We start from the raw sequence: 20,785 nt of genomic DNA on the forward strand, positions 1-20,785 counted from the left end.
GAGGAAACGTCGGGTGTTGCCACCCGTAGAGGCTGCGCTGTCGGAGCATTCTCCAGAAGCCACCTCACGACGGTCGCTTCCTCATCCGAAATCGGACGCTGTTCTTTCTTCCTGTCTTCGTGCTTTTTCATGCAGCTTAACGCTAGCGGTAACGCGCGCGCCCGACGGCGAGGCGCGTACCGCAGTATGCACGCGCCGTGACGGCGGAGTGCGCCGCGTTCACCGCGTAGTTCGACTGCGAGCCACCGCGGCTCGACCGTTGGATCCTGCGGAGATCGTACAGGCGCTTGTTTCGAACGACGTAGAGCAAGTCGAAGCCCTGCTCCGTAGCCCGATGGCCTCGTGCGAATCCCAATGTCGACCCCGCAATGCGCGCTGCTGACGAATCGCTGGACCATGCGACGTTGATCGAGGGGCCCGACCCAACATGAACTTCCCATAGCGAGAACAAGGGTCGCGATTCTCCAGTCGATCGATTGCGGACCTCTACCCCACAGAAGCCCGTTTGCTCATGGAGGAACCAGGACCGCTCCTCGAACAGGTCGATCTCGTAGCTCCCATCTGGTGCGGCACTTTTGTGCGACCAGAGATCATCGGTGAAAGGCGCTTGCAAGAGAGCAGCGATGGGTTCGTGCTGGAGGATTGCGCTTGGAGCCTGATCCGCGGGTGGAACAAGTTCGTGGACCCGAGATGGGCATCCTATGCCAGCCACGAGGAGCAGTGTGATCGGCATTCCCCTTTTCATGGTCTTATCGAGCAGTCGAACGTAGCGCTAACCCGCGCGCGCGCCGAGCGGCACGGGCGCTTGCCGCTCTTTGCAAGCGCCGTGACGCGAGAGTGCGCGGCGGGTTGAGCGCACTGTTGGACAGCAAGCCCCTCACGTTCACTTCCGAGCCGCGTGCCCACCTGCGGTGACCGCGCGACGTGGTTGACTGCGGGAAAGTGTACGCCGCTTTCCGTGGCAACCAGCGGAGCAAAGGAGTTGGGCATTGCGACGGCACCGCGCCGGGAGGTACGTGCACGAAGCCAGGCGATAGCTGGGCCACCTGCCCGCGACCCTTCAAGTGCGGCGATGCTGGCCCGGCTGCCGAGTGGCACCCTCTCCTGGGCGAGCGTGGTTCGGCCGCGGCAGCGACCAGAAGACCCGGCGCGTTGAAAGCTGGAGGCCGGCGCGAGACCTGCGATGCGGGGGCCAAGAAGACCAGAGCTGAGCCAAACCGAAGGCGCAGTGTGAGCGATTCTTCCGGGAGCCTGTTGTGTGTAGTTAACCCTTCCAGTTCTGGTCGTCTGTCCAACGTTCGCGGTAACGCGCGCGCCCGACGGCGCGGCGCGTGCCGCAGTATGCACGCGCCGTGACGACGGAGTGCGGCGCGTTGACCGCGTTGTTGGGCCGCATGGCTAGTTCAGTCGGGCCATTGGGAGGCACACGCTTCGCCCTCTTTGGGACTCAGCATGGAGCGTACTTCGACGATACGAGCTTTCGTCAGCCTTGTGCGTTCAGTGAGGAAACACATTGGATAGACACTCCCGTACTCGCCTCGGTCGGGATGCGGCCATTCAGCCAGAAGTTGCGCGTCCCGGTACTTGACCCATGCGTCCTGAGCGGACCGCAGCTTCGTAAGTGAATCGGCCTTCCCCGACCCTTTCGCCTCAAGAGCTTTCAGGAGCGACGTGAGCTGGGCCTCCGCGGCCTTGAGATCTTTGTCAGCTGCCTCATGCAGGCCGACTTGCGTCAGTGAGTACGGTACGTCGCGCACGGATGCGGCGCCGAGAACTGCCGCCGTTACAACCAGACGTCCCAAGATTCTCTTCATGCAGTTCTCATGACGGCCCAACGTAGCGCTAACCCGCGCGCGCGCCGAGCGGCACGTGCGCTTGCCGCTTTTTGCAAGCGCCGTGACGCGAGAGTGCGCGGCGGGTTGAGCGCACTGTTGGACAGCAAGCCCTTCACGTTCACTTCCGAGCCGCGTGCCCACCTGCGGTGACCGCGCGACGTGGTTGACTGCCCGTAAGTTTACGCCGTCTCGCGTGGCAACCAGCGGAGCAAAGGAGTTGGGCATTGCGACGGCACCGCGCCGGGAGGTACGTGCACGAAGCCAGGCGATAGCTGGGCCACTTGCCGGCGACCCTTCAAGTGCGGCGATGCTGGCCCGGCTGCCGAGTGGCACCCTCTCCTGAGCGAGCGTGGTTCGGCCGCGGCAGCGACCGCCAAACCCGGTGCGTTGAGAGCCGGATGCCAGCGCGAGACCCGCGATGCGGGGGCCAGGAAGACCGAAGTTGGACTGAACCGAAGGCCCAGTGTGAGCGATTCGTCCGGGAGCCTGTTGTGTGTAGTTAACCCTTCAAGTTCTGGTCGTCTGTCCAACAAGAAATGGACAGGTCTCGGTATCTGTTCGCACCGCGATATCGCGCAGCGATATCGCGGTCGCAAATTCTTTGAGTCGTCTGCATCGTGCTCTCCTGTCGGCGCTTCGGAGCCGGCGCGATGGTCGATGTCTTTGTTATACCGCGAAATGCGGTCTCGGTAGCATGGTTAGCGGTCAGCGATGCGGTCAAAGGGACTTCGGATGCCGAGCCCTCCGGGACGCTGGAGTACGTGCGTATAGATCATCGTCGTCGCGACCTCGCGGTGACCGAGCAGTTCTTGGACCGTTCGGATGTCGTGCCCGTCTTCCAGGAGATGCGTCGCGAAAGAGTGCCGGAGGGTGTGGGGCGTCGCGTGCTTGGCGATCCGGGCGAGGCGGCAGGCGTCGTGAAATGCCTTCTGGAGAACCGATTCGTGGAGGTGGTGCCGTCGCACGTGACCCGTCTCGGCATCGGTGTAGTGACGCGTCGCGGGAAAGACCCATTGCCAGCTCCACTGGCGGCTAGCGTTCGGGTACTTGCGGACGAGAGCGGTCGGCAGCTCGACGTGGCCGGCACCGGAGTGAAGGTCGGCCTGGTGCTGCTCGAATGCCGCTGCGACTTGCTCCTTGAGCCGAGATTCGAGTCGCGCCGGAAGCATCGTGCGGCGGTCGCGGCCGCCTTTGCCTCGGCGGACCATGATCTCGTGACGCGCGAAGTCGACGTCCTGGATGCGGAGGCGGCAGCATTCGAGGAGACGCATGCCGGAGCCGTAGAGCATGCCGGCCATGAGCGCGGTGGGGCCGGACATCTTCTCGAGGACCTCGCGAACTTCGTCGCGTGACAAGACGACGGGAAGATGGAGCGGGCGCTTCGCGCGCACGATGTCCGAGAGCCATGGGAGATCCATCTCGAGCACTTCGCGATAGAGGAAGAGGATCGCGGCGAGTGCTTGGTTCTGCGTCGACGGCGCGACGTGCCGGTCGACGGCGAGCGACGTCAAGAATTGAGTGACTTCGCCCGGGCCGAGCTCGATCGGGTGGCGCTTTCCGCTCGCGATGATGAAACGCTTGATCCATCCGACGTAGGCGCGCTCGGTGCGGCGGCTGAAGTGGCGTGCGCGCACGGCCTCCCGCACCTGTTCGAGCAGTCTGGGACGGCGCGGCTCGACGAGTCCTGACACGGGCTCCTCCCTTGGGCGGCCGATGCTCGGCCGGATGTGCGGGGAGCCGCGACGTCGTGAGGCCCGACCTACATCAACGCCCAGATCCCCATCGCCGCGAGGCCGCCCGCCAACGTATTGGCGAAGTTGACGACCTCGTTGTCCACGGCTTTGACGCGTTCGAGGGTTGCGCCGAGGTAACTCTCCAGCGTGGTGCCGATGAAGGCGGCGGCGACGACGATCGCGGCGCCGGTCGGGGCGAGGAGGCCGGTGGCGAGGGCGGCGGCGGCGACGACGGCCGAGGCCGCGATGCCGGCCAGGGTGCCTTCGAGCGAGACGGCCCCGTCGGTGCCGGGCGGCACGCGTTTGAAGCTGGTGATCAGGTAGGTCGTGCGGCCGAACGCCTGGCCGATCTCGCTCGAGACGGTGTCGGCGGCGGCGGTCGCGAAGGCGGCGCACAGGGCGACGGTGAAGAGCGCGGGCCACGGCGTCGCGACGGCCAGGAAGGCGAAGACGACGCCGGCGGTCGTGTTGGCGAACGCGTTCTTGGCGCCGCGGCGGCCGCCGCGCTCCTGCGCGATACCGAGCGCCGCCTTCTTCGCGTAGCCGATCTTCGTGCAGGCGGTGCCGAGGACGAAGAAGACGAAGAGCAGGAGGAACGCCCGCCATCCGCCGAAGGCGTAGAGGGCCGTGCCGAGGCACCAGCCGGAGATCGCGCCGGACAGTCCGACGCCGCGCGCGGCGAAGGCGCCGACGGCGAGCGCGAGGTTGATCGCGCCGCCGATCAAGGCTTGCTGCGCGATCGACGGCCACGCGGCGAGGAGCAGCTCGGGATCGACGACGGTCGCCGTGTAGAGCGCCGCGCCGCCGACGAGCGGGACGAGGATGTTGTCGTCGATGCCGGTGGGGAGCGACTCGGCGAACGCCGCCAGCAGCGTCGCCGCGAAGCAGCCGCCGAGGAGGACGTTCGACGAGAAGAACGGGCCGTGCGCGCCGACCTCGAGGAACGACGGGCCGATCCACGTGACGGGCGCTTCGAGCGCGCCGATCTGCACCCAGCGGATCAGGAATGCCGCGGCGGCGGTGCCCCAGCCGACGAAGGCGAGGAAGCCGGACCACGTCTTGCCCGGGTTCCACGGAAGCTTGGGGCCGCGCGCGGTGACGCCGACGACGCTCGCCATGCCGTCGCCGAAGGCGATGAGACCCCACGTCGCGGCGGCCAGCTCGAGGCGGTTCCGGAACACGACGAGGAGCGCGAGCACGGCCGCTGGATACAGGACGATGCCGAGCGAGAAGCCGGCGTCGCGCTCGCTCTCTCGGAGAAGACTCTTGCGCGTGAGCCGGTGGAGCACCGCGAGGTTGAAGAGCAGCGCGACGCCCGCGCAGATCATCGCCTGCCACGGCGCAAGCCAGCGCAGTGCGAGAGCGAAGCCGCCCATGCCGACGTGAACGCTCTTCCTGAGCAGCTCGCCGCGGACGCTGTTCAAGGAGCTGCCTGCGGCGCGCGCGTGCCGGTCGCGGCGGGGGGCAGCAGGCCGCGGCCGCGGAGCCACGCGACGGTCTTGGCGATCCCCTCCTCGAGCGGGGTGATCGTGTAGCCGAGGTCGCGGCGGGCGCGGTCGCTCGCGTACGCCCACTCCCTTGCATAGATGCGGACGATCTCGTCGGTCAGCTCGGGCGGTGTGCCGAGCAGCTCGGCGCGCCAGCGCTGGAGCTTGCCGATCATGCCGGCGACGGCGTACGGGATCTTCAGCTTCGGCGGGGCGATGCCGGTCTCCTTCTCGAACGCGGCGAAGAGATCGACGAGCGTGCGGTTGTCGCCGCCGAGGATGTAGGCGCTGCCATCCTTCGCGCGCTCGAGCGCGGCGAGGAAGCCGTTCGTGACGTCGTCGACGAAGGCGAGCGACATGCGGCGGTCCCCCGCCCCGAGCATGCCGGGGAGCTTCCCGCGTGCGTGGAGGAGCAGGTTCTCTACGACATGGTTGCCGGCAGTCAACGTACCGGGGCCGTAGGTGACGCCTGGGTAGAGACGGACGAGGCGCGCGCCGTTCGCCGCCGCCTTGCGGGCGAGCGTGTCGGCGGCCCACTTCGTGCGCTCGTAGTCGTTGTGGGCGAAGTCGGTCGCGCGCGGCGTCTCCTCGTCGAATGTCGTGCCGTCGGTGGGGCCGAGCGCAATGAAGGAAGATGTATAGACGACGCGTGCGGACGCCTCCTCGGCGATCGCGAGCACGTTCTCGAGGCCGCCGACGTTGACCCTGTCGAAGACCGACCGGTCCTTCGCCCACGGCTTCACCATCGCGGCGCAGTGGACGATCGCGGCGCGATCCTCCATCGCGCGGCGCAGGGACGCCGGGTCGGTGACGTCGCCGGTGGCGACCGTCGCGGCCCGTGGCTTGTCGGCCCACGCGCTACCCTCGCGCACGAGGCCGCGCACGTCGTGCCCCGCGCTCGCGAGCCGCTGCGCGACGCATCCGCCGAGGAACCCGGTGACGCCGGTGATGAGGAGCTTCAACGAAGACTCCCGAGGTATCTCACCAGTGCATCCTTCCACGGCGGGAGCCGGTGCCCAAGAAGAGAATGCAGCTTGTCCGTGCCGAGGACGGAGTACGCGGGGCGGCGGAGGTCACCGTCGCGCGGCGGGCGCGTGCGCAGCTCGACCTTCTCGCCGAGGCCGGCCACCTCGACCACCGCGCGCGCCAGGTCGAGGCGGCTCACGCCGCCGTCGTTCACGGCGTGCACGATGCCGGAGACACCCTTGTCCATGAGATCGAGCAGGACCGGCGCGAGGTCGACGGCGTACGTCGGCGACGACACGGGAAGCTCGACGACCTCGAGGGCGCCCTCGCCCTTCGCGCGCGCGGCGGCGAGGATCTTGTCGACGTACGCCGGGCGCTCGGGGAGGCCGTACAGCGTCGACACGCGGACGATGAGCGCCTTGGGGTTCGCCGCCGTGACGCCGCGCTCGCCGTCGAGCTTCGACACGCCGTAGAACTGGAGCGGGTTCACCGCGTCTTCCTCGCGGTACGGCGCGTCCTGCTCGCCGTCGAAGACGTAGTCGGTCGAGATGTGGACGAGCGGGATCTCGACCGCCGCGCAGTACTCGGCGATCGCGTGCGGTGTCTCGGCGTTCAGGCGCTGGGCTCGGACGCGGTGCTCGGGGCGCTCGGCGGCGTCGACGTCGGTGAACCCCGCGACATTGATCACGCCGGAGATCTTCATGGAGAAGCGCCACTGCCAGATCGAGTAGTGATCGAACAGGTCGAGCGCGACGTGCGACGGCGCGTCGTGGGCGATCCCGCGCCGGTCCAGCTCCGCGGTGACCGCGCGGCCGAGGCGTCCGGTCGCGCCGAGGACGAGGAGGGGGCGCTTCACTGATTCGCCTGGTTGAAGTCGAACAGCTTGCCGATCCCACGCAGGTCGACGGCGAAGCGGAACTCCTTGCGGGGCGCGGTCGTGTAGTTGTACTGGAGGTACTCGGCGAGGAAGCCGCAGCACTGCGTGTAGTACTCCATGCGCCAGCGCTGATAAGGAAGCTTCTTCTCGCCCGGCTGCGGCGTGACGTTGTAGGTCGCGTCCATGCCGAGGCGGATCCGCTCGAGGAGCGGGCCGAAGTCGCCCTGGAAGCGGAGCTGAGTCGCGTCCTTCTTCGGGACGTAGATCGTCACATACGGGCACGTCGTCGGATCGATGTTCGTGCAGTTCGGGTCGCGAATCGATGTGGGCTGCAGCCCGAGCCCGGGGTGGTAGACCGCCGAGAAGAGGCCGCGCGCGAGCCGCTCGCGGAAGTTGCCGGAGACGGCGATCTCGCTGACGTTCTCGAAGAGGACGTCGTAGCGCGTCGACAGGCTGAAGTTGGCGTAGGTCTTCGGGTTGTAGCGCCCGGTCAGCGTCACCGCCGAGAACTTCGACATGTCGTCGATCTTGCCGTCGCCGTTCCGGTCGATCGTCGAGCCGTTCGAGTTCAGCGAGTAGGTCTGCAGCAGGTCGAGGCTCGCGATCTCGACCGGCTCGAGCGGCGCGGGCGGCTGACCCTCGGCCGGGGTCGTCCCGGGCGCCACCGCCTCCGCCGGCTGCTCGGGCGGCGTCGCCTCGGCGACCTCGCGGAGCTTTCCCGACTCCCCTTCCGGGGCGAGGATCTTCTCGCCGGTGAGGCCCGGCGCCTCGGGACCGGCGCGCGGCCGCTGTGCGATGAAGCGCGAGGTGAGGCCGTACGAGAGGGAGTTCGCGGTGATGCCGAATGCGTCGACGTCGTCGTAGACGATGACGTCGGAGGTCTTGTCGAACGATTGCTGGTACGTGTAGAGCAGGCGCGGCTCGATCGTGTTCTTGAGCTTCTTCTTCGTCTTGTTCCCGTCCTTGTCGGGCTTCCCGTCCTTCTCGAAGATCTTGTAGAGCTTCGGGCCGCGGATGTCGAGCGACGCGCCGAACAGGTTCCGCCAGAGCCCTTGCGAGAGGATCGTCGGGTTGGGAAGGACCCCGGTGGTCGGATCGGCCGGCCCCTGGTCCTGCTGCTTCGTCCAGTAGGTCGAGCGGTAGGTGACCGCCGGCGTGACGTCGAGCCACGGGGTCGGCGACCACGGTAGCGAGATCGTCGGGCTGACGTCGCCGCGCATGTAGTCGGTCTCGAGGCGCGCCCCCTTCTGGCGGATGTTGTCGAACGAGCTGACGAAGCTCAGGAAGAACGGCGACTTGCCGAGACGCGTGCTGCGGCCGCGCCACTGGATCTCGGGGAGGGTCGACTGGGTGAGCGTCGACTGCTGGGTCACGAGGTTGCCCGACGCATCCACGAACGTCGTGGGGGGGAAGAGCTGCTCGCGGTACTGCTCCTGGATGAGGAGCGAGGTCCACTTGCCGCTCTTCGTGAAGCTGACGCGGCCGAGGATCGTCGGCGTCGACGAGTAGGTCAGGTTGCGCACGAAGTCGGTGTAGTAGTTGAAGTCGCTGACGACGTCGATGTCGGAGACCATGCGGAAGCCGTTCAGGAACGTCTGGGTCTGCTTGAAGAGCGCCCGGTAGCGGCCGATGAAGGGTACCGGGTCGGGGACACCCGCGCTGTTCACGTTCTCCTCGCCGCTCACGCGGTCCCAGACGTAGTTGACCGTCGCCTCCATGTAGCCGTCGCGGTTCGGGACGACGCGCAGCTTCGCGCCCAGGCCCAGCCCGCCGATCGAGTACCACTGCGGGTCGAAGGTGACGTCGGCGCTCGGACCCAAGGGAACGAACACCGGGATCGAGAGGAGACGGCCGCGGGTCGTCGCGGTGCCGAACTCGGGAAAGAGGAGGCCCGGGGCGCGGTCGCGCTTCACCGGCCACATCAGCCACGGCAGGTAGAAGAACGGCACCTTGCCGACCGCGGGGCGAAGGTTGAAGAGATGGGCGTAGCCGTTGATCTTGATCTTCGCCTTCGTCACGTGGAACGACCAGTACGGGACCGGCTGGGTGCAGGTCGTCACCTGGGCGTGGTGGAGGACGACGTGGTCCTCGCCGATCGTGTCGACCTGGCGCGCCTCGAAGTAGAACTCGGGGTCGACCTGGCCGATGGCGTTCTCGATGACCCCCCTCGTGATGCGCTTCTGGGGATCGGGATCGTCCTTGATCCCCATGTCGTAGACCATCCGCGTGCCCGAGATGCGGTTCCCGTCCCAGACGATGAGGACGTTCCCCTCCGCCTCGACGATGTGACGCTCGCGGAAGGTGACGCGGTCGGCCTGGATGCGTCCGCCGCCCGACTCGATCGTCACCTCCCCTTCCGCGACGATGGTCCCGTCCTTCGCGTCCTGGCGGATCGTCAGGGCGGAGAGGCTGACGCCGGACGGGAGGCCGACCGCCTGCGTCTTGTCGGCGGTCCCCTTCATCGAGTCGGCGGGCGCCGGGCGCGCGGGCTTCGGGGTCTTCGCCGCGAGCGCGGCTTCCGTCGCGCCGAGGAGAACGAAGAGCACGATGAGGGCGTGAAGGCGCGGCGGCATAGGCGGGCCGCAGCGATCTTAGATCAGAACTGATCCAGGTACGAGATGAACGCACCCTCGGCGGTGTCGAGCGCGTCGGGCATCGTTAAGCTCTCGGGCGGGCGAATCATCGGGATCGCGCGCAGGCGCGGCTGCAGGCGCAGGCGCCAGCTCGGCACGAGCGGCCACCACGAGCGCGGGATCCACCCCCACACCGTCCGCGCCCCCGTGAGGTAGGCGTCTTCGGCACCCGCGGCGAGGATCCGCGCGAGGGTCGCGTCGCTGCCGTCGAACGCGGCGGCCTCGCGCAGGTTCCACTCGCCGGGGCCCAGGACGGCGACGAGGTAGCCGGCCGGGGCGCCGCCCTCCTCCGCGATCATGAAGCGCCGCTCGAGCCCCGACCCGTCGACGCGGCGGAAGAACGCCTCCGCGCGGAGGAGCAGGAACTCCCAGTGCGCGCGATCGCGGATGATCGCGATCGGACGGCCGTCACAGAACCGCGCGTGGGCCTCGCCGACGCGGTCGAGATCGGCCTGCGTCATCGTGCGGAGGCGCACCCGATGCTTCGGCTGCGCCGGAGGCGCCGCCAGCGTGCCGACGGCGTCCTCGCACGGGAGCGCCGCGAAGCCGAAGCCGGCGTAGTAGCCGACGCCGATGTCGGTGAAGAGGAACGCCGGCTCCGCGTCCGCGCCCGGCTCCTCGGCGAGAACGGCGCGGATGAGGTCCGCCGCGTAGCCGCGCCCGCGCAGCAGGCGCGGGGTGAAGACGGCCCCGATCGCGCGCGAGCGGAAGACCGACTCCCCGAGGCGGAGCTGCGGCCGGTACAGCTTGAGACTCGAGAGCACGCGGCCGTCGCCGTCGACCCACGCGCGCCACGCGTAGCACGAGCGCGCCCACGACGATTCGGCGAGCTCCTCCCACATGTCGACGTAGGCGGCGAGCGACAACCCCGCGCCCCACAGGGCGTGGGACTCTTTCAGGACCGCGCGCACCTGCTCGCGGCTCGGAATGACGGCGTGAGGCACGGGCTCAGTCTAGAGGCTAGGAGCGTCCGGCGCGTCGTGCGGGCAGGCGCATCGCTCGAGGCGCTTGTTGCAAGCGAAGCAGTACCCGTTCTTCGTGAAGTACTCGACCATCTCCTGTTGCCACGCGTCGATGATGGACAGACGGTCGAGGACGGTGAGGCGCCCGGACACGGTCCCGTCGAGCAGCCAGCCTCGCATGTTCGACAGCGAATCGTGGTACGCCTGTCGAAGGGTGAAGATCGTCATGGAAGAAATCTACCGAAGACCGGTGCCGATCTCCACAACTTTGCTAGGGGTATGCGGAGCGCCCGCAGCGGTCGGTGGCGCCTGTGGAAAAGTTGTGGAGCAACCCGCGGGACGCTCGCGCTGCGTGCTTTGACCCAAACCGGAGGGGAAAACTCCGCACCCGGCTCAAGTGAAGTGAACGCATCACTTAGCGGCCAAACGGACCTCTTGTCAGCGGGTCAAGCCGCACGATGCCGCATCAAAAAGAGTTTTCCACAGGCATTTGGGTGCTGGCATCCGGTCCTCCCTCGCCGTACTCTCGAAATATGAGAAAAATAAGGCTCATCACGGTCGCCTTCACGGCTCTCGTGCTGGCCTTGCCCGCCCTCGCCGTCACGATGAACGACGGCGTCCCGCTCTACACGAACGAGGACCTGAACAAGATGTTCGGTCCCCCTCCGAAAGGGCCGTCGGTCCCGGTGGACAAGAGCAAGCCCGAGGACTGGCTCGCGATCCAGCAATTCATCGACAACCAGTACACCCGCCTCGATGCGGAGCGTGAATACGAGATGCAGCGCCAGGCGATGGCCGGGACTTCGCCGCAAGAGCCGACCGGCGGTTCGACCTCCGGCTACTACGGCGCCTATTACCCCGGCTACTACCCGGGCTACTACAACAACTACTTCCACCCGTCCGGCCGCTACTACCGCCCGAACAATCCGCAGCTCCCGTTCGGGAATCGCCAGCTTCCGCGTGCGCTCCCGCCGGGTGGTCTCTACCCGACGCTGCAGTCGCACGCGACGTACCACCCGAACCGGCCGATCGTGAACAACCGGCCGATGGTCGCGCCGCGGACGCGCTAGCTCGAAAAGAAAACGGGGACCGCTTTCGCGGTCCCCGTCTGTCGACTGTCAACTGTCGACTGTTAACTTCTCACGCAAGGAACTCGCGAAGATCGCGGCACTCCTGCGCCGACTGGATCTTCTTGAGCGCCGTCGCCTCGATCTGACGGACGCGCTCGCGCGAGAGGCCCATGACGCGGCCGATCTCCTCGAGCGTGTACGGCATGTCGCGGCCGATCCCGAAGCGGAGGCGGATGATCTCCTCCTCGCGGGAGTTGAGCACGCGGAGCGTGGACTCGATCTTCTCGCGGAGCTCACGGTCGACCGTGCGCTCGAGCGGCGAGATCGCGTTCGGATCGGCGACGAACCGGAGCAAGCCCGGCGCGTCGTCGTCCGCCGAGAGGTCCTCGAGAGCCTGAGGCTCCTGCACGACGCCGAGGATCTCCTCGACCTTGACGACCGGCATCCGGAGCTTCTTCGCGATCTCTTGCGGCGTCGGCTTCCGGCCGAGCGTCTCGCCGAGCTCGCGGGCGACGCGGGCGATCTTCTTGATCTTCTCGTTGACGTGGACCGGGATGCGGATGATCCGCGCCTTGTCCGCGATCGCGCGCTCGATCGCCTGCTTGATCCACCAGTAGGCGTACGTCGAGAACTTGTTGCCGCGCTCGTACTCGAACTTCTCGACCGCCTTCATGAGACCGATGTTGCCTTCCTGGATCAGGTCCATGAAGGAGATCCCGTGGTTCAGGTACTTCTTCGCGATGTGGACCACGAGGCGAAGGTTCGCGAGGATCAACGCGTCGCGCGCATGATCGACGTGCTTCTTGTGGTCGCGCGCCGACTTGAAGGCGGCGGTCGCCTTGGCGTCGTGATGCTCCCGCGCGAAGGCAGCGAGCTTCCCGTAGAAGGTGAGCATGTCGTCGAGCGGCCACTCGCGGCCGCGCTTCGGCCCTTCGAAGTCGCCCTCGAGGACGTACTCCTTCGCGTAGGCCGGAAGCCTGAGCGCGATCTTGGCGAGGGACTCGCGCGCTTCCTGAAGCTCACGCGCCAGCTCGACCTCCTTCGTCTCGTCGATGAGGGGGGTCGCGCCCATCTCGCGGAGGTAGATCGGGAGGATCGCCGCCGTCGGCCGGTCGGTCGTGGTGACCGGCGCGTTCTTGTCCTTACCCTTCCGGCGGGCGGCCCTCTGCGCTTCCGCGATCTCGGCGCGCGCCTCGTCGGCCTCGGTGCGGACTGCGGGGTCGAATTCGAGCGTCTCGTCGATCATCGTCGCTTTGCGGGCCATGGGAGCCTCCTGAGTCGATACCCGGTTTCCCCTTATGAAAGAACCGCGCCAGTTTTGGGTCGCTGAGCCGGGATGAACGGTCCTTCATTCAAACTCCGGGGCGACGCGCTTTTTATGGGATTTCGAAAGCGTTACGGCAAGTCGGCTTTCTCGCCGCCGCGCCGGTTTGCCCGGTCGATCTGGCCGAGTTGACGCTCGAGGCCGGCGTCTGCGCCGTTGTGGCGTGGTCAGCCGCTTCGTCCGTGTGCTACCGTCTCGGGTTCATCGAGGGGCCGGATCCGATGCAGACCGTTCGTGTCGCGCTCGCCCAGATCGCCCCCAAACTCGGCCAGATCGCCCCCAACCTCGACACCCACGAGGAGACGATCGCCAAGGCGCGCCGCGAGAAGGCCGCCGTCGTCGTCTTCCCCGAGCTCTCCATGACCGGCTACCTCCTGCGCGACCAGGTGCAGGACGTCGCCCTCACGCTGAAGTCCCCCGCGTTTCGACGGCTCGTGCGCGCGTCGCGCGGGATCGACGTCATCGCCGGCTTCGTCGAGGAGGCCGCCGGCCACACCTTCCACAATGCCGCGGCCTATCTCTCCAAGGGCCGCGTCGTTCACGTGCACCGGAAGGTCTACCTCCCGACCTACGGGATGTTCGACGAGGGGCGCGACTTCGCCGCCGGCGAGGTCGTCCGTGCCTTCCCGACCTCCCATGGGACCTCCGGCATCCTCATCTGCGAGGACGCGTGGCACCCGACCTCGTCGTGGATCCTCGCGCAAGACGGCGCCGAGATCCTCTTCGTCCTCTCGAGCGGTCCGACACGCGGCACGAAGCCGAAGCGCGGGATCACGAGCGTCGAGGTCTGGCACGACCTCCTGCGGGCGACGGCCCAGTTCCAGACCTCGTACGTCGTCTACGTGAACCGTGTCGGGTTCGAGGACGGCCTCAACTTCGGCGGCGGCTCGGTCGCGATCGACCCGTTCGGCCGCGAGGTCGCCGGGCTTGCCGGGCTCACGCCGGGGCTCACCGTCGCCGAGCTCGACGCCGAGGCCCTGCGGCGCGCGCGCACCGTCTACCCGCTCCTCCGCGACGAGAAGATCGAGCTGGTCCATCGCGAGACGCTGCGCCTGAGGGAGAAGAAGTTCCTGCTGCCGCCGGCCCGGAAGACCGGGCGCCGGTGAGCCGCCGGACGCCGGACGAGCCCGACCTCTCGCTCGACCCCGAGGCGACCGTCCGGATTCTCGAGGGGTTCATCCGGGCGGAGGTCGAGCGCACCGGCAAGCGGCGCGTCGTCCTCGGGCTCTCCGGCGGGATCGACTCCGCCCTCGCCGCGTATCTCGCGGCGGGCGCCCTGGGCCGCGGCGGCGTGTTCGCCGTCCTCCTCCCCCATCGCGCGAGCAGCGCCGCGTCGATCGCCGACGCGGAGGCGGTCGTCGGAGCGCTCGGGATCCTCGCCGAGCGGTTCGACATCAGCCCGATGATCGACGGCTTCCTCGCATCGGCCGGGGACGTCGGCCGCCACCGGCTCGGCAACGTCATGGCGCGTGCGCGGATGACCGTGCTCTACGACCGCTCGGTCGAGCACGACGCCCTCGTCCTGGGGACGAGCAACAAGACCGAGCTCATGCTCGGCTACGGCACCCTGCACGGCGATCTCGCCTCGGCGCTCAACCCGCTCGGCGATCTCTACAAGACGCAGGTCCGCTCGCTCGCGCGGGCGGTCGGCGTGCCGAAGGCGATCGTGAGCAAGGCGCCGTCGGCCGACCTGTGGCCGAAGCAGACCGACGAGCGCGATCTCGGATTCAGCTACCGCGAGGCCGACGGGATCCTGGCGCTCCTCGTCGAGGCGCGGTTGTCGCCGGCGGCGATCGTCCGGCGCGGTTATCGCAAGGACACGGTCGAGCGCATCCAGCGGCTCCTCGTCGGCTCGCAGTACAAGCGCCGGATGCCGGTGATTGCTAAGGTCTCGGTGAGGTCTTTAGGGTGGGATTTCCGGTATCCGCGGGATTGGCGCTCGTAGCCCTGAGGGCGTGGCAGTCCTTGCAGCAGCGCTCGATCCAGATGAGCGAGTTCGAGGCGTTCTCCCAGTCCTTGCGCGACGCGAACTCACGCGCGTGGCTGAGGGCCGCGTGCATCGCGACGTCCTCGTCGACCATCGCGTGCGGCCACGCGTTGGGCTCGTCGTAGCCGAGGTGCCGGCAGCCGGCCTCGACCTTGTCGAGCGCGGCGCGCGCGGCCGTGAAGTCGCCGAACATGAGCCCCTTCGTCGCGTCCAAGACCCCTCGCTCGAGCCCCTTGGCGTCCGAGTGGACCGGCGCCGGCGAGGGCGACGGCGCGGCGGCGGCTGCCGCCACGAGGAGGATGCTTCCGAAAAAGCGGCCCATGGGCGAAACAAGATACCCTAGGTCGCATGATCGCGACGCTCGTCCTGGCCGCGCTCGTGGCGCAGGCGGCCGATTACCGCATCGATCCGCAGCAAGCGTCGGCCGGCTTCGACCTCAAGGCGACGCTGCACACGGTCCACGGGACGACGGCCAAGGTCAGCGGCCAGGTGAAGGCGATTCCCGAGGACGGCGGCGGCTTGGTCCTCTCCGGCCGCATCGAGATCGCGGCCGGATCCCTCGCGACCGGCAACACGAAGCGTGACGCGACGATGCACGGTGAGTCTCTCGACGTCGCGCACTTTCCCCTCATCGTCCTCGAGCCGGAACGATTCGCGCCATCGGCCCCGCCGGCGGACGGCGGCCGCGTCGCCGGCCGGATCCTTGGCCGGCTGACGATCCGCGGAACGACGCAGCCGGTCACGATCGAAGCGACGCTCGCCCCCGCGGGCGGCGGGATCGCGGCCGACGGGACGTTCGACGTCCGCTGGGCCGACTTCGGGATCCCCGATCCCTCCTTCTTCGTCGTCCACATCGAGCCGGTCGCCCACGCGCACTTCCAGGCGACGTTCCTCCCCGCGCCGTGACGGAACGTCCGGGGGGCGTTCTCCACGTCGTCGCGACGCCGATCGGCAATCTGGACGACCTCTCGCCGCGCGCCCGCGAGGCGCTCGCCTCGGCCTCGCTCGTCGCGTGCGAGGACACGCGGCGGACGGCGAAGCTCCTCGCCCGCTTCGAGCTGACCGTCCCGATGCTTCCGGTGCACAAGTTCAGCGAGCGCGAGACGCTCGCCGAGGTCCTCGCCGTGCTCGCGGAAGGGAAAGCCGTCGCGCTCGTCTCGGACGGCGGCACGCCGGCGATCTCGGACCCGGGGGCGCTCCTCGTCGAGGCGGCCCTCGACGCCGGGTTCCGTATCAGCCCGGTTCCGGGGCCGTCGGCCGTGGTGACGCTCCTCTCCGCGAGCGGCCTCCCCGCGGACCGGTTCGTCTTCGACGGATTCCTGCCGGCCCGCGAAGGCGAGAGGCGGAAGCGCCTGCGCGCGCTCGCCACCGAAACGCGCACGGTCGTCGTCTACGAGGCCCCGCACCGGATCCGCGCGGCGCTCGACGATCTCGCCTCGATCCTCGGCGCGCGCACCGTCGTCCTCGGGCGCGAGCTGACGAAGATCCACGAGACGATCGTCCGCGGGACCGCCGTGTCGATCGCAGCATCGCTCGGCGACGGCGAGGTCAGGGGCGAGATCGTGCTCGCGATCGCGGGAGCGGATGAAACCGGAAGCACCGCGCCGGAAGGCGACGAGACGCTGCGGCGGACCTGGGAAGAAGCGCTGGCGGCGGCGGACGGCGACGAGCGCGACGCCTTGAAGGCGGCGTCGAAGGCGCTCGGCCTCAAGAAACCGGAGGTGTGGCGTCGCCTGGCGGAGCTGGGGTTGGTCCGCGCTTGACGGCGCAGCCGGCGCACCCGCCCTTCGCCTTCTTCGGCGCCTTCGTCTCCGGGTCGTACTCGTACTTGAGGCAGCACATGAGGCGGCCGCACATCCCCGAGATCTTCGACGGGTTGAGCGAGAGCCCCTGCGCCTTCGCCATCTTGATCGAGATCGGCTCGAACCCCTTGAGGAAGGTCGAGCAGCAGAGCTGCTTGCCGCATGGGCCGCAGCCGCCCTTCATCGCCGCGTCCTCGCGGTCGCCGATCTGACGCATCTCGATGCGGAGGTGGTACTGCCCCGAGAGATCGCGCACGAGATCGCGGAAGTCGATCCGTCCCTCGGCGGTGAAGTAGAAGGTCATCTTGCGGCCGTCGAGCTGCCGCTCGACGCGGCCGAGCTTGATCGGCATCCGTCGCTCGGCGATCCGCTCGAGGCAGAAGGCGCGCGCCTCATCCTCGTCCGCGACCTTCCGCGCGTACGCCTCCTCGTCGTCGCGGCTGGCGCGGCGGACGATCTTCGGCAGGCGCGAGCCGGGGTTGTAGAACGGGTTCTCGAGGATCGCGGCGACGACGGTGCCGAGCTGCGGTCCCGCCTCCGTATCGACGAGACACGTCTCCCCGACCTCGAGCGCGTGACCCTGCGGGTCGCAGTGTCGCGTGCGCGGTGTCGCGCCCAGCCTCACCCCGATGACGTCCATACGGCATGTACTATACCGATTTCTCGAAGAAGGATGCGATGGCCGGACAAAAGTCGGGAAAGGACGAGGAGCTTGTCTACGCGCGCAACCGCGCCGCGTCCCACGAGTTCCACCTCCTCGACCGCTTCGAGGCCGGGGTCGTCCTCGTCGGCACCGAGGTCAAATCGATCCGTGCGGGCCGGGCGAACCTCAAGGACGGCTACGCCAAGGTCCAGGACGGCGAGGTCTTCCTCTACAACGCCCACGTCTCGCCGTACGAGCCGGGCCACCGCGAAAACGAGGACCCGGTGCGCACCCGCAAGCTCCTCCTGAACGCGCGCGAGATCCGCAAGCTCGCGAAGGAGACGAGCGTGCCCGGCGTGACGATCGTGCCGCTACGCTTCTACGCGAAGGCCGGCCGCATCAAGTGCGAGATCGCGCTCGCCAAGGGCAAGAAGACGTTCGACAAGCGCGAAGCGATCGCGAAGAAGGACGTCGAGCGCGAGATGGCGCGCGCGCGCGGCGCCAGAAGGTAAGACTACTTCTTCAGAACGAGCTGCTTGATCTCGGCGTTGTTCCCCGCCGCCTCCGCCTGAAACAGGATCGCGGCGTTCGCACCGGGAAGCTCGGGGATCTCGAAGCCGGCTTGGACGCGTCCATCTTGGCCGGTCATCCCCGCGAAGATCTCCTTCGGCTTCTCCTTCGTCGAGATCAGCTTCACCGACACCTTCGCGCCGGCGACGGGACGCTCGGACGCCTCCGCGATGACACGGAGCAGCATCTCGGGCTTCGTCCCCTCGATGAGCGTGAGCTGCTCGGCCATCTCGAGCCGGATCTGCTCGAGGCCGACCTCCGTCCCCAGGTACTCGAGCACGACCTCGTCCAGGCTCCGGTTCGTGATGATGTTGTAGCCGAACGGCTTGGGACCGTCGGGATCGAAACGCCCCGAGAGGATCTCGCGGATGATCGTCTGGTGCTGGGCCTCCATGCGGCGCGCCAGCTCGAAGTCGGAGAACTCGGGCGACTGCGCGAGGTCGGCGTAACCGGTCCGGCGCGAGGTGATGATCTCGCCCCCGGTGTAGACGAGGCTCTCGACGACCGGATTCGAGAGGCCGCGATCCTCCGTCTGGACGTGGAAGACCCGCCCGTCGTACTGGACATCGGTGTTGAATCCGGTGACCATTTCGTCGCTAAAGCTATTCAGGCCCCCCATCCGGGTCAAGACACGGCCAAACTCGGGGGTCCAGGCCCCGTATACTCCTGGGCGGACTAGGGGAAAGGGGCAACACATGAATACGGCGATCGCGCTACGCGACGTGGTGAAAGCCTTCGGCGATTTCAAGGCGGTCGACGGGGTCTCGTTCGAGATCCCCTCCGGCGAGATCTTCGGCCTCCTGGGCCCGAACGGCGCCGGGAAGTCGACGACGATCCGCATGATCATGGACATCATCCGTCCCGACTCGGGCTCGATCTCCGTGAACGGCAAGCCGTCGCCGGAGCATGTCAGGAACCAGGTCGGCTACCTCCCCGAGGAGCGCGGCCTCTATAAGAAGATGAAGGTGCTCGACGTCCTCGAGTTCCAGGGGAGCCTCAAGGGGTCGACCCCGCGGGACGCGCGCGCCGATGCGAAAACGTGGCTCGCCAAGCTCGAGATCTCAGACTGGGCCGACAAGAAGGTCGAGGAGCTGTCGAAGGGGATGCAGCAGAAGATCCAGTTCGCTGCCGCGGTGCTCGGCAAGCCACCGATCCTCATCCTCGACGAGCCGTTCTCGGGGATGGACCCGGTCAACCAGAACCTGTTCAAGGACCGGATCCTCGAGCTGAACCGCCAGGGCACGACGATCGTCTTCTCGACGCACCAGATGGAGACGGCCGAGCGCCTCTGCAAGGAGATCGCGCTCATCAACAAGGGCCGTCTCGTCCTCTCCGGTCCGCTCCACAAGATCAAGGAAGGGTTCGGCAAGAACTCGGTCCTCATCGAGTACGACGGCGACGGCGCGTTCCTCGCGGCGCTGCCCGGCGTCGCGCGCATCGACGCGTTCGGCTCGTACTCCGAGATCCGGCTCGAGGCGGGCGCCGACCCGCAATCGATCCTGCGCGCGGTGGCGGGGCGCTTGCGCGTGACGAAGTTCGAGCTCGTCGCCCCGACGCTCCACAACATCTTCATCGAGAAGGTCGGCGGCGTTCAGGCGCCGGTCCTGGAGAGGGTCGGCGATGCATAACATTCTGATGATCATCCGGCGCGAGTACAGGGAACGGGTGACGAAGAAGTCGTTCTGGATCGGAACGGCCATCTTCCCGCTCCTCATGGTCGGGTTCAGCTTTCTCCCGATGCTCCTGATCGGCCTCGGCGGCAACGATCAGAAGACGATCGCGCTCGTCGACGGCACCGGGAAGCTCCGCGACCGCCTGGTCCACGAGCTGGCCGACGAGAAGCTGAAGGACGGCAAGCTGCGCTACGTCGTCGAGGACGTGCCGGTGGGCGCGAACGCCGACGAGGCCCGGAAGCCCCTCGAGCAGCGCGTCCGGGACAAGCAGATCTACGGGATCCTCCAGGTGAGCCCCGATATCGAGAAGGACGGCGCCTTCCAGTTCTACGCTCGCACCGTCGGCGACATCAAGTCGGTCGAGGAGTTCCACAGCGCGCTCCGGCGCGCCGTCGTGAGCCTCCGCTTCGAGAACGCCCAGATCGCCGTGGACAAGTCGGTCATCCAGAAGATCACCGCCCCCGTCGACATGCAGACGAACGAGGTCTCGAACGCGGGCGGCAGCACGAAGAAGGGGTTCACCGAGGCGTACTTCGGGACGTTCATGTTCGTCCTGATCCTCTTCATGACGTTGCTGCTCTACGGCATCGCCATGATGCGCGGGATCCTCGAGGAGAAGTCGAGCCGCGTCATGGAGGTCCTGCTCGGCTCCGTCAGCCCGAACGAGCTGATGACCGGCAAGATCCTCGGGATCGGCCTCGTCGGGCTCACGCAGGTGGCGATCTACGCGCTGACGGCGGGGGCGGTGCGGATCTACTTCGCGTCGCAGGCCAACGCGGAGATGGCCGGCTTCCTGTCGAATTTCACCGGCGGCAAGATGGCGTTCTTCCTGATCTTCTTCCTGCTCGGCTACTTCATCTACACGGCGATGTTCGCGTGCATCGGGGCCGTCTGCAATTCGGAGCAGGAGGCGCAGAACCTCCAGCAACCCGTCCAGATGTGCCTCATGCTGCCGATGATGGCGACGATCTTCTTCGTCGGCCAGCCCGACTCGACGATCTCGGTCATCGTCTCGCTCATCCCGATCTTCACGCCGATGGTCATGTTCATGAGGATCTGCGTGCAGATGCCGCCGATGTGGCAAATCGTGCTGTCGATCGTCCTCACCACCGCCGCGACGTGGGTCCTCTTCCGCGGCGCCGCGAAGATCTTCCGGATCGGCATCCTGATGTACGGCAAGCGGCCGACGATCCCCGAGATCTTGAAGTGGGCCCGCACCTAAG

20 protein-coding genes are annotated in these 20,785 nt (G+C 67.6%); 8 read left to right on the plus strand and 12 right to left on the minus strand.

Features of this window, described 5'->3' with window-relative positions; translation table 11 throughout:
* Positions 1-1,403: 1,403 nt before the first annotated feature.
* From VFV19_00760 to VFV19_00795, 8 genes are all read right to left on the minus strand, one after another.
* Positions 1,404-1,814 (minus strand): lysozyme inhibitor LprI family protein, encoded by a 411-nt coding sequence (locus tag VFV19_00760; GenBank protein HEX4822820.1) that lies wholly within the window; start codon positions 1,812-1,814, stop codon positions 1,404-1,406.
* Positions 1,815-2,533: 719 nt separating this feature from the next.
* On the minus strand, positions 2,534-3,526 hold the full coding sequence (locus tag VFV19_00765; protein HEX4822821.1) for an integron integrase: 993 nt from the start codon (positions 3,524-3,526) through the stop codon (positions 2,534-2,536).
* Positions 3,527-3,594: 68 nt separating this feature from the next.
* Positions 3,595-4,992 carry a DUF92 domain-containing protein gene (locus VFV19_00770; protein ID HEX4822822.1) on the minus strand — a complete coding sequence of 466 codons (1,398 nt, stop codon included), beginning with the start codon at positions 4,990-4,992 and terminating at the stop codon, positions 3,595-3,597.
* Entirely contained in the window at positions 4,989-6,017 is a 1,029-nt protein-coding gene (locus tag VFV19_00775) for an NAD-dependent epimerase/dehydratase family protein (GenBank protein ID HEX4822823.1), read from the minus strand. The genes VFV19_00770 and VFV19_00775 overlap by 4 nt, the downstream gene beginning before the upstream one ends.
* Positions 6,014-6,877 carry an NAD(P)-dependent oxidoreductase gene (locus VFV19_00780; protein HEX4822824.1) on the minus strand — a complete coding sequence of 288 codons (864 nt, stop codon included), beginning with the start codon at positions 6,875-6,877 and terminating at the stop codon, positions 6,014-6,016. Before VFV19_00780 ends, VFV19_00775 begins: the two co-directional genes overlap by 4 nt.
* Positions 6,874-9,471: an LPS assembly protein LptD gene (gene lptD, locus VFV19_00785; GenBank protein ID HEX4822825.1), complete on the minus strand. Its 2,598-nt coding sequence runs from the start codon at positions 9,469-9,471 to the stop codon at positions 6,874-6,876. The genes VFV19_00780 and lptD overlap by 4 nt, the downstream gene beginning before the upstream one ends.
* Before the next feature lie 23 nt (positions 9,472-9,494).
* A complete protein-coding gene (locus tag VFV19_00790; protein HEX4822826.1) occupies positions 9,495-10,475 on the minus strand; it encodes a GNAT family N-acetyltransferase in 981 nt (326 codons plus the stop codon).
* A gap of 9 nt (positions 10,476-10,484) precedes the next feature.
* Positions 10,485-10,721: a hypothetical protein gene (locus VFV19_00795; protein ID HEX4822827.1), complete on the minus strand. Its 237-nt coding sequence runs from the start codon at positions 10,719-10,721 to the stop codon at positions 10,485-10,487.
* Between the two features lie 305 nt (positions 10,722-11,026).
* Here VFV19_00795 and VFV19_00800 point away from each other — a divergent pair, with 305 nt between their 5' ends.
* Positions 11,027-11,563, plus strand: coding sequence for a hypothetical protein (locus tag VFV19_00800; GenBank protein HEX4822828.1), 537 nt, complete (start codon positions 11,027-11,029; stop codon positions 11,561-11,563).
* A 70-nt stretch (positions 11,564-11,633) separates the two neighbouring features.
* Here VFV19_00800 and VFV19_00805 read toward each other — a convergent pair whose 3' ends face one another.
* Complete coding sequence (locus tag VFV19_00805; GenBank protein HEX4822829.1) at positions 11,634-12,827, minus strand: sigma-70 family RNA polymerase sigma factor; 1,194 nt, start codon at positions 12,825-12,827, stop codon at positions 11,634-11,636.
* Between the two features lie 281 nt (positions 12,828-13,108).
* On the opposite strand from VFV19_00805, the gene VFV19_00810 reads away from it, so the two are divergent.
* Together VFV19_00810 and VFV19_00815 are read left to right on the plus strand one after the other, a co-directional pair.
* The gene (locus tag VFV19_00810) at positions 13,109-13,993 is read left to right on the plus strand and encodes a nitrilase-related carbon-nitrogen hydrolase (protein HEX4822830.1); all 885 of its coding nucleotides are present in this window, start codon (positions 13,109-13,111) and stop codon (positions 13,991-13,993) included.
* Positions 13,990-14,832, plus strand: a complete 843-nt coding sequence (locus VFV19_00815) for an NAD+ synthase (GenBank protein HEX4822831.1) — start codon at positions 13,990-13,992, stop codon at positions 14,830-14,832. The genes VFV19_00810 and VFV19_00815 overlap by 4 nt, the downstream gene beginning before the upstream one ends.
* Here the strand turns inward: VFV19_00815 and VFV19_00820 are convergent.
* Positions 14,771-15,196 (minus strand): hypothetical protein, encoded by a 426-nt coding sequence (locus VFV19_00820; GenBank protein HEX4822832.1) that lies wholly within the window; start codon positions 15,194-15,196, stop codon positions 14,771-14,773. The two genes, VFV19_00815 and VFV19_00820, sit on opposite strands and share 62 nt — an antisense overlap.
* Before the next feature lie 26 nt (positions 15,197-15,222).
* Here VFV19_00820 and VFV19_00825 point away from each other — a divergent pair, with 26 nt between their 5' ends.
* Together VFV19_00825 and rsmI are read left to right on the plus strand one after the other, a co-directional pair.
* Entirely contained in the window at positions 15,223-15,780 is a 558-nt protein-coding gene (locus tag VFV19_00825; protein ID HEX4822833.1) for a YceI family protein, read from the plus strand.
* Positions 15,777-16,637: a 16S rRNA (cytidine(1402)-2'-O)-methyltransferase gene (gene rsmI, locus VFV19_00830; GenBank protein HEX4822834.1), complete on the plus strand. Its 861-nt coding sequence runs from the start codon at positions 15,777-15,779 to the stop codon at positions 16,635-16,637. Before VFV19_00825 ends, rsmI begins: the two co-directional genes overlap by 4 nt.
* Here the strand turns inward: rsmI and ricT are convergent.
* Positions 16,582-17,316, minus strand: a complete 735-nt coding sequence (ricT, locus tag VFV19_00835; GenBank protein HEX4822835.1) for a regulatory iron-sulfur-containing complex subunit RicT — start codon at positions 17,314-17,316, stop codon at positions 16,582-16,584. The genes rsmI and ricT overlap by 56 nt on opposite strands.
* A gap of 38 nt (positions 17,317-17,354) precedes the next feature.
* Here ricT and smpB point away from each other — a divergent pair, with 38 nt between their 5' ends.
* Positions 17,355-17,831 (plus strand): SsrA-binding protein SmpB, encoded by a 477-nt coding sequence (gene smpB, locus VFV19_00840; GenBank protein ID HEX4822836.1) that lies wholly within the window; start codon positions 17,355-17,357, stop codon positions 17,829-17,831.
* A 2-nt stretch (positions 17,832-17,833) separates the two neighbouring features.
* On the opposite strand, the gene VFV19_00845 is transcribed toward smpB, so the two are convergent.
* On the minus strand, positions 17,834-18,478 hold the full coding sequence (locus VFV19_00845) for a hypothetical protein (GenBank protein HEX4822837.1): 645 nt from the start codon (positions 18,476-18,478) through the stop codon (positions 17,834-17,836).
* A gap of 106 nt (positions 18,479-18,584) precedes the next feature.
* Between VFV19_00845 and VFV19_00850 the strand changes: the two genes are divergently transcribed.
* Together VFV19_00850 and VFV19_00855 are read left to right on the plus strand one after the other, a co-directional pair.
* A complete protein-coding gene (locus VFV19_00850) occupies positions 18,585-19,517 on the plus strand; it encodes an ATP-binding cassette domain-containing protein (protein HEX4822838.1) in 933 nt (310 codons plus the stop codon).
* Positions 19,510-20,784 carry an ABC transporter permease gene (locus VFV19_00855; GenBank protein HEX4822839.1) on the plus strand — a complete coding sequence of 425 codons (1,275 nt, stop codon included), beginning with the start codon at positions 19,510-19,512 and terminating at the stop codon, positions 20,782-20,784. The genes VFV19_00850 and VFV19_00855 overlap by 8 nt, the downstream gene beginning before the upstream one ends.
* Position 20,785: the final 1 nt, after the last annotated feature.

Source organism: Candidatus Polarisedimenticolaceae bacterium, assembly GCA_036275915.1.
In the GTDB taxonomy this organism is placed as follows: domain Bacteria; phylum Acidobacteriota; class Polarisedimenticolia; order Polarisedimenticolales; family DASRJG01; genus DASRJG01.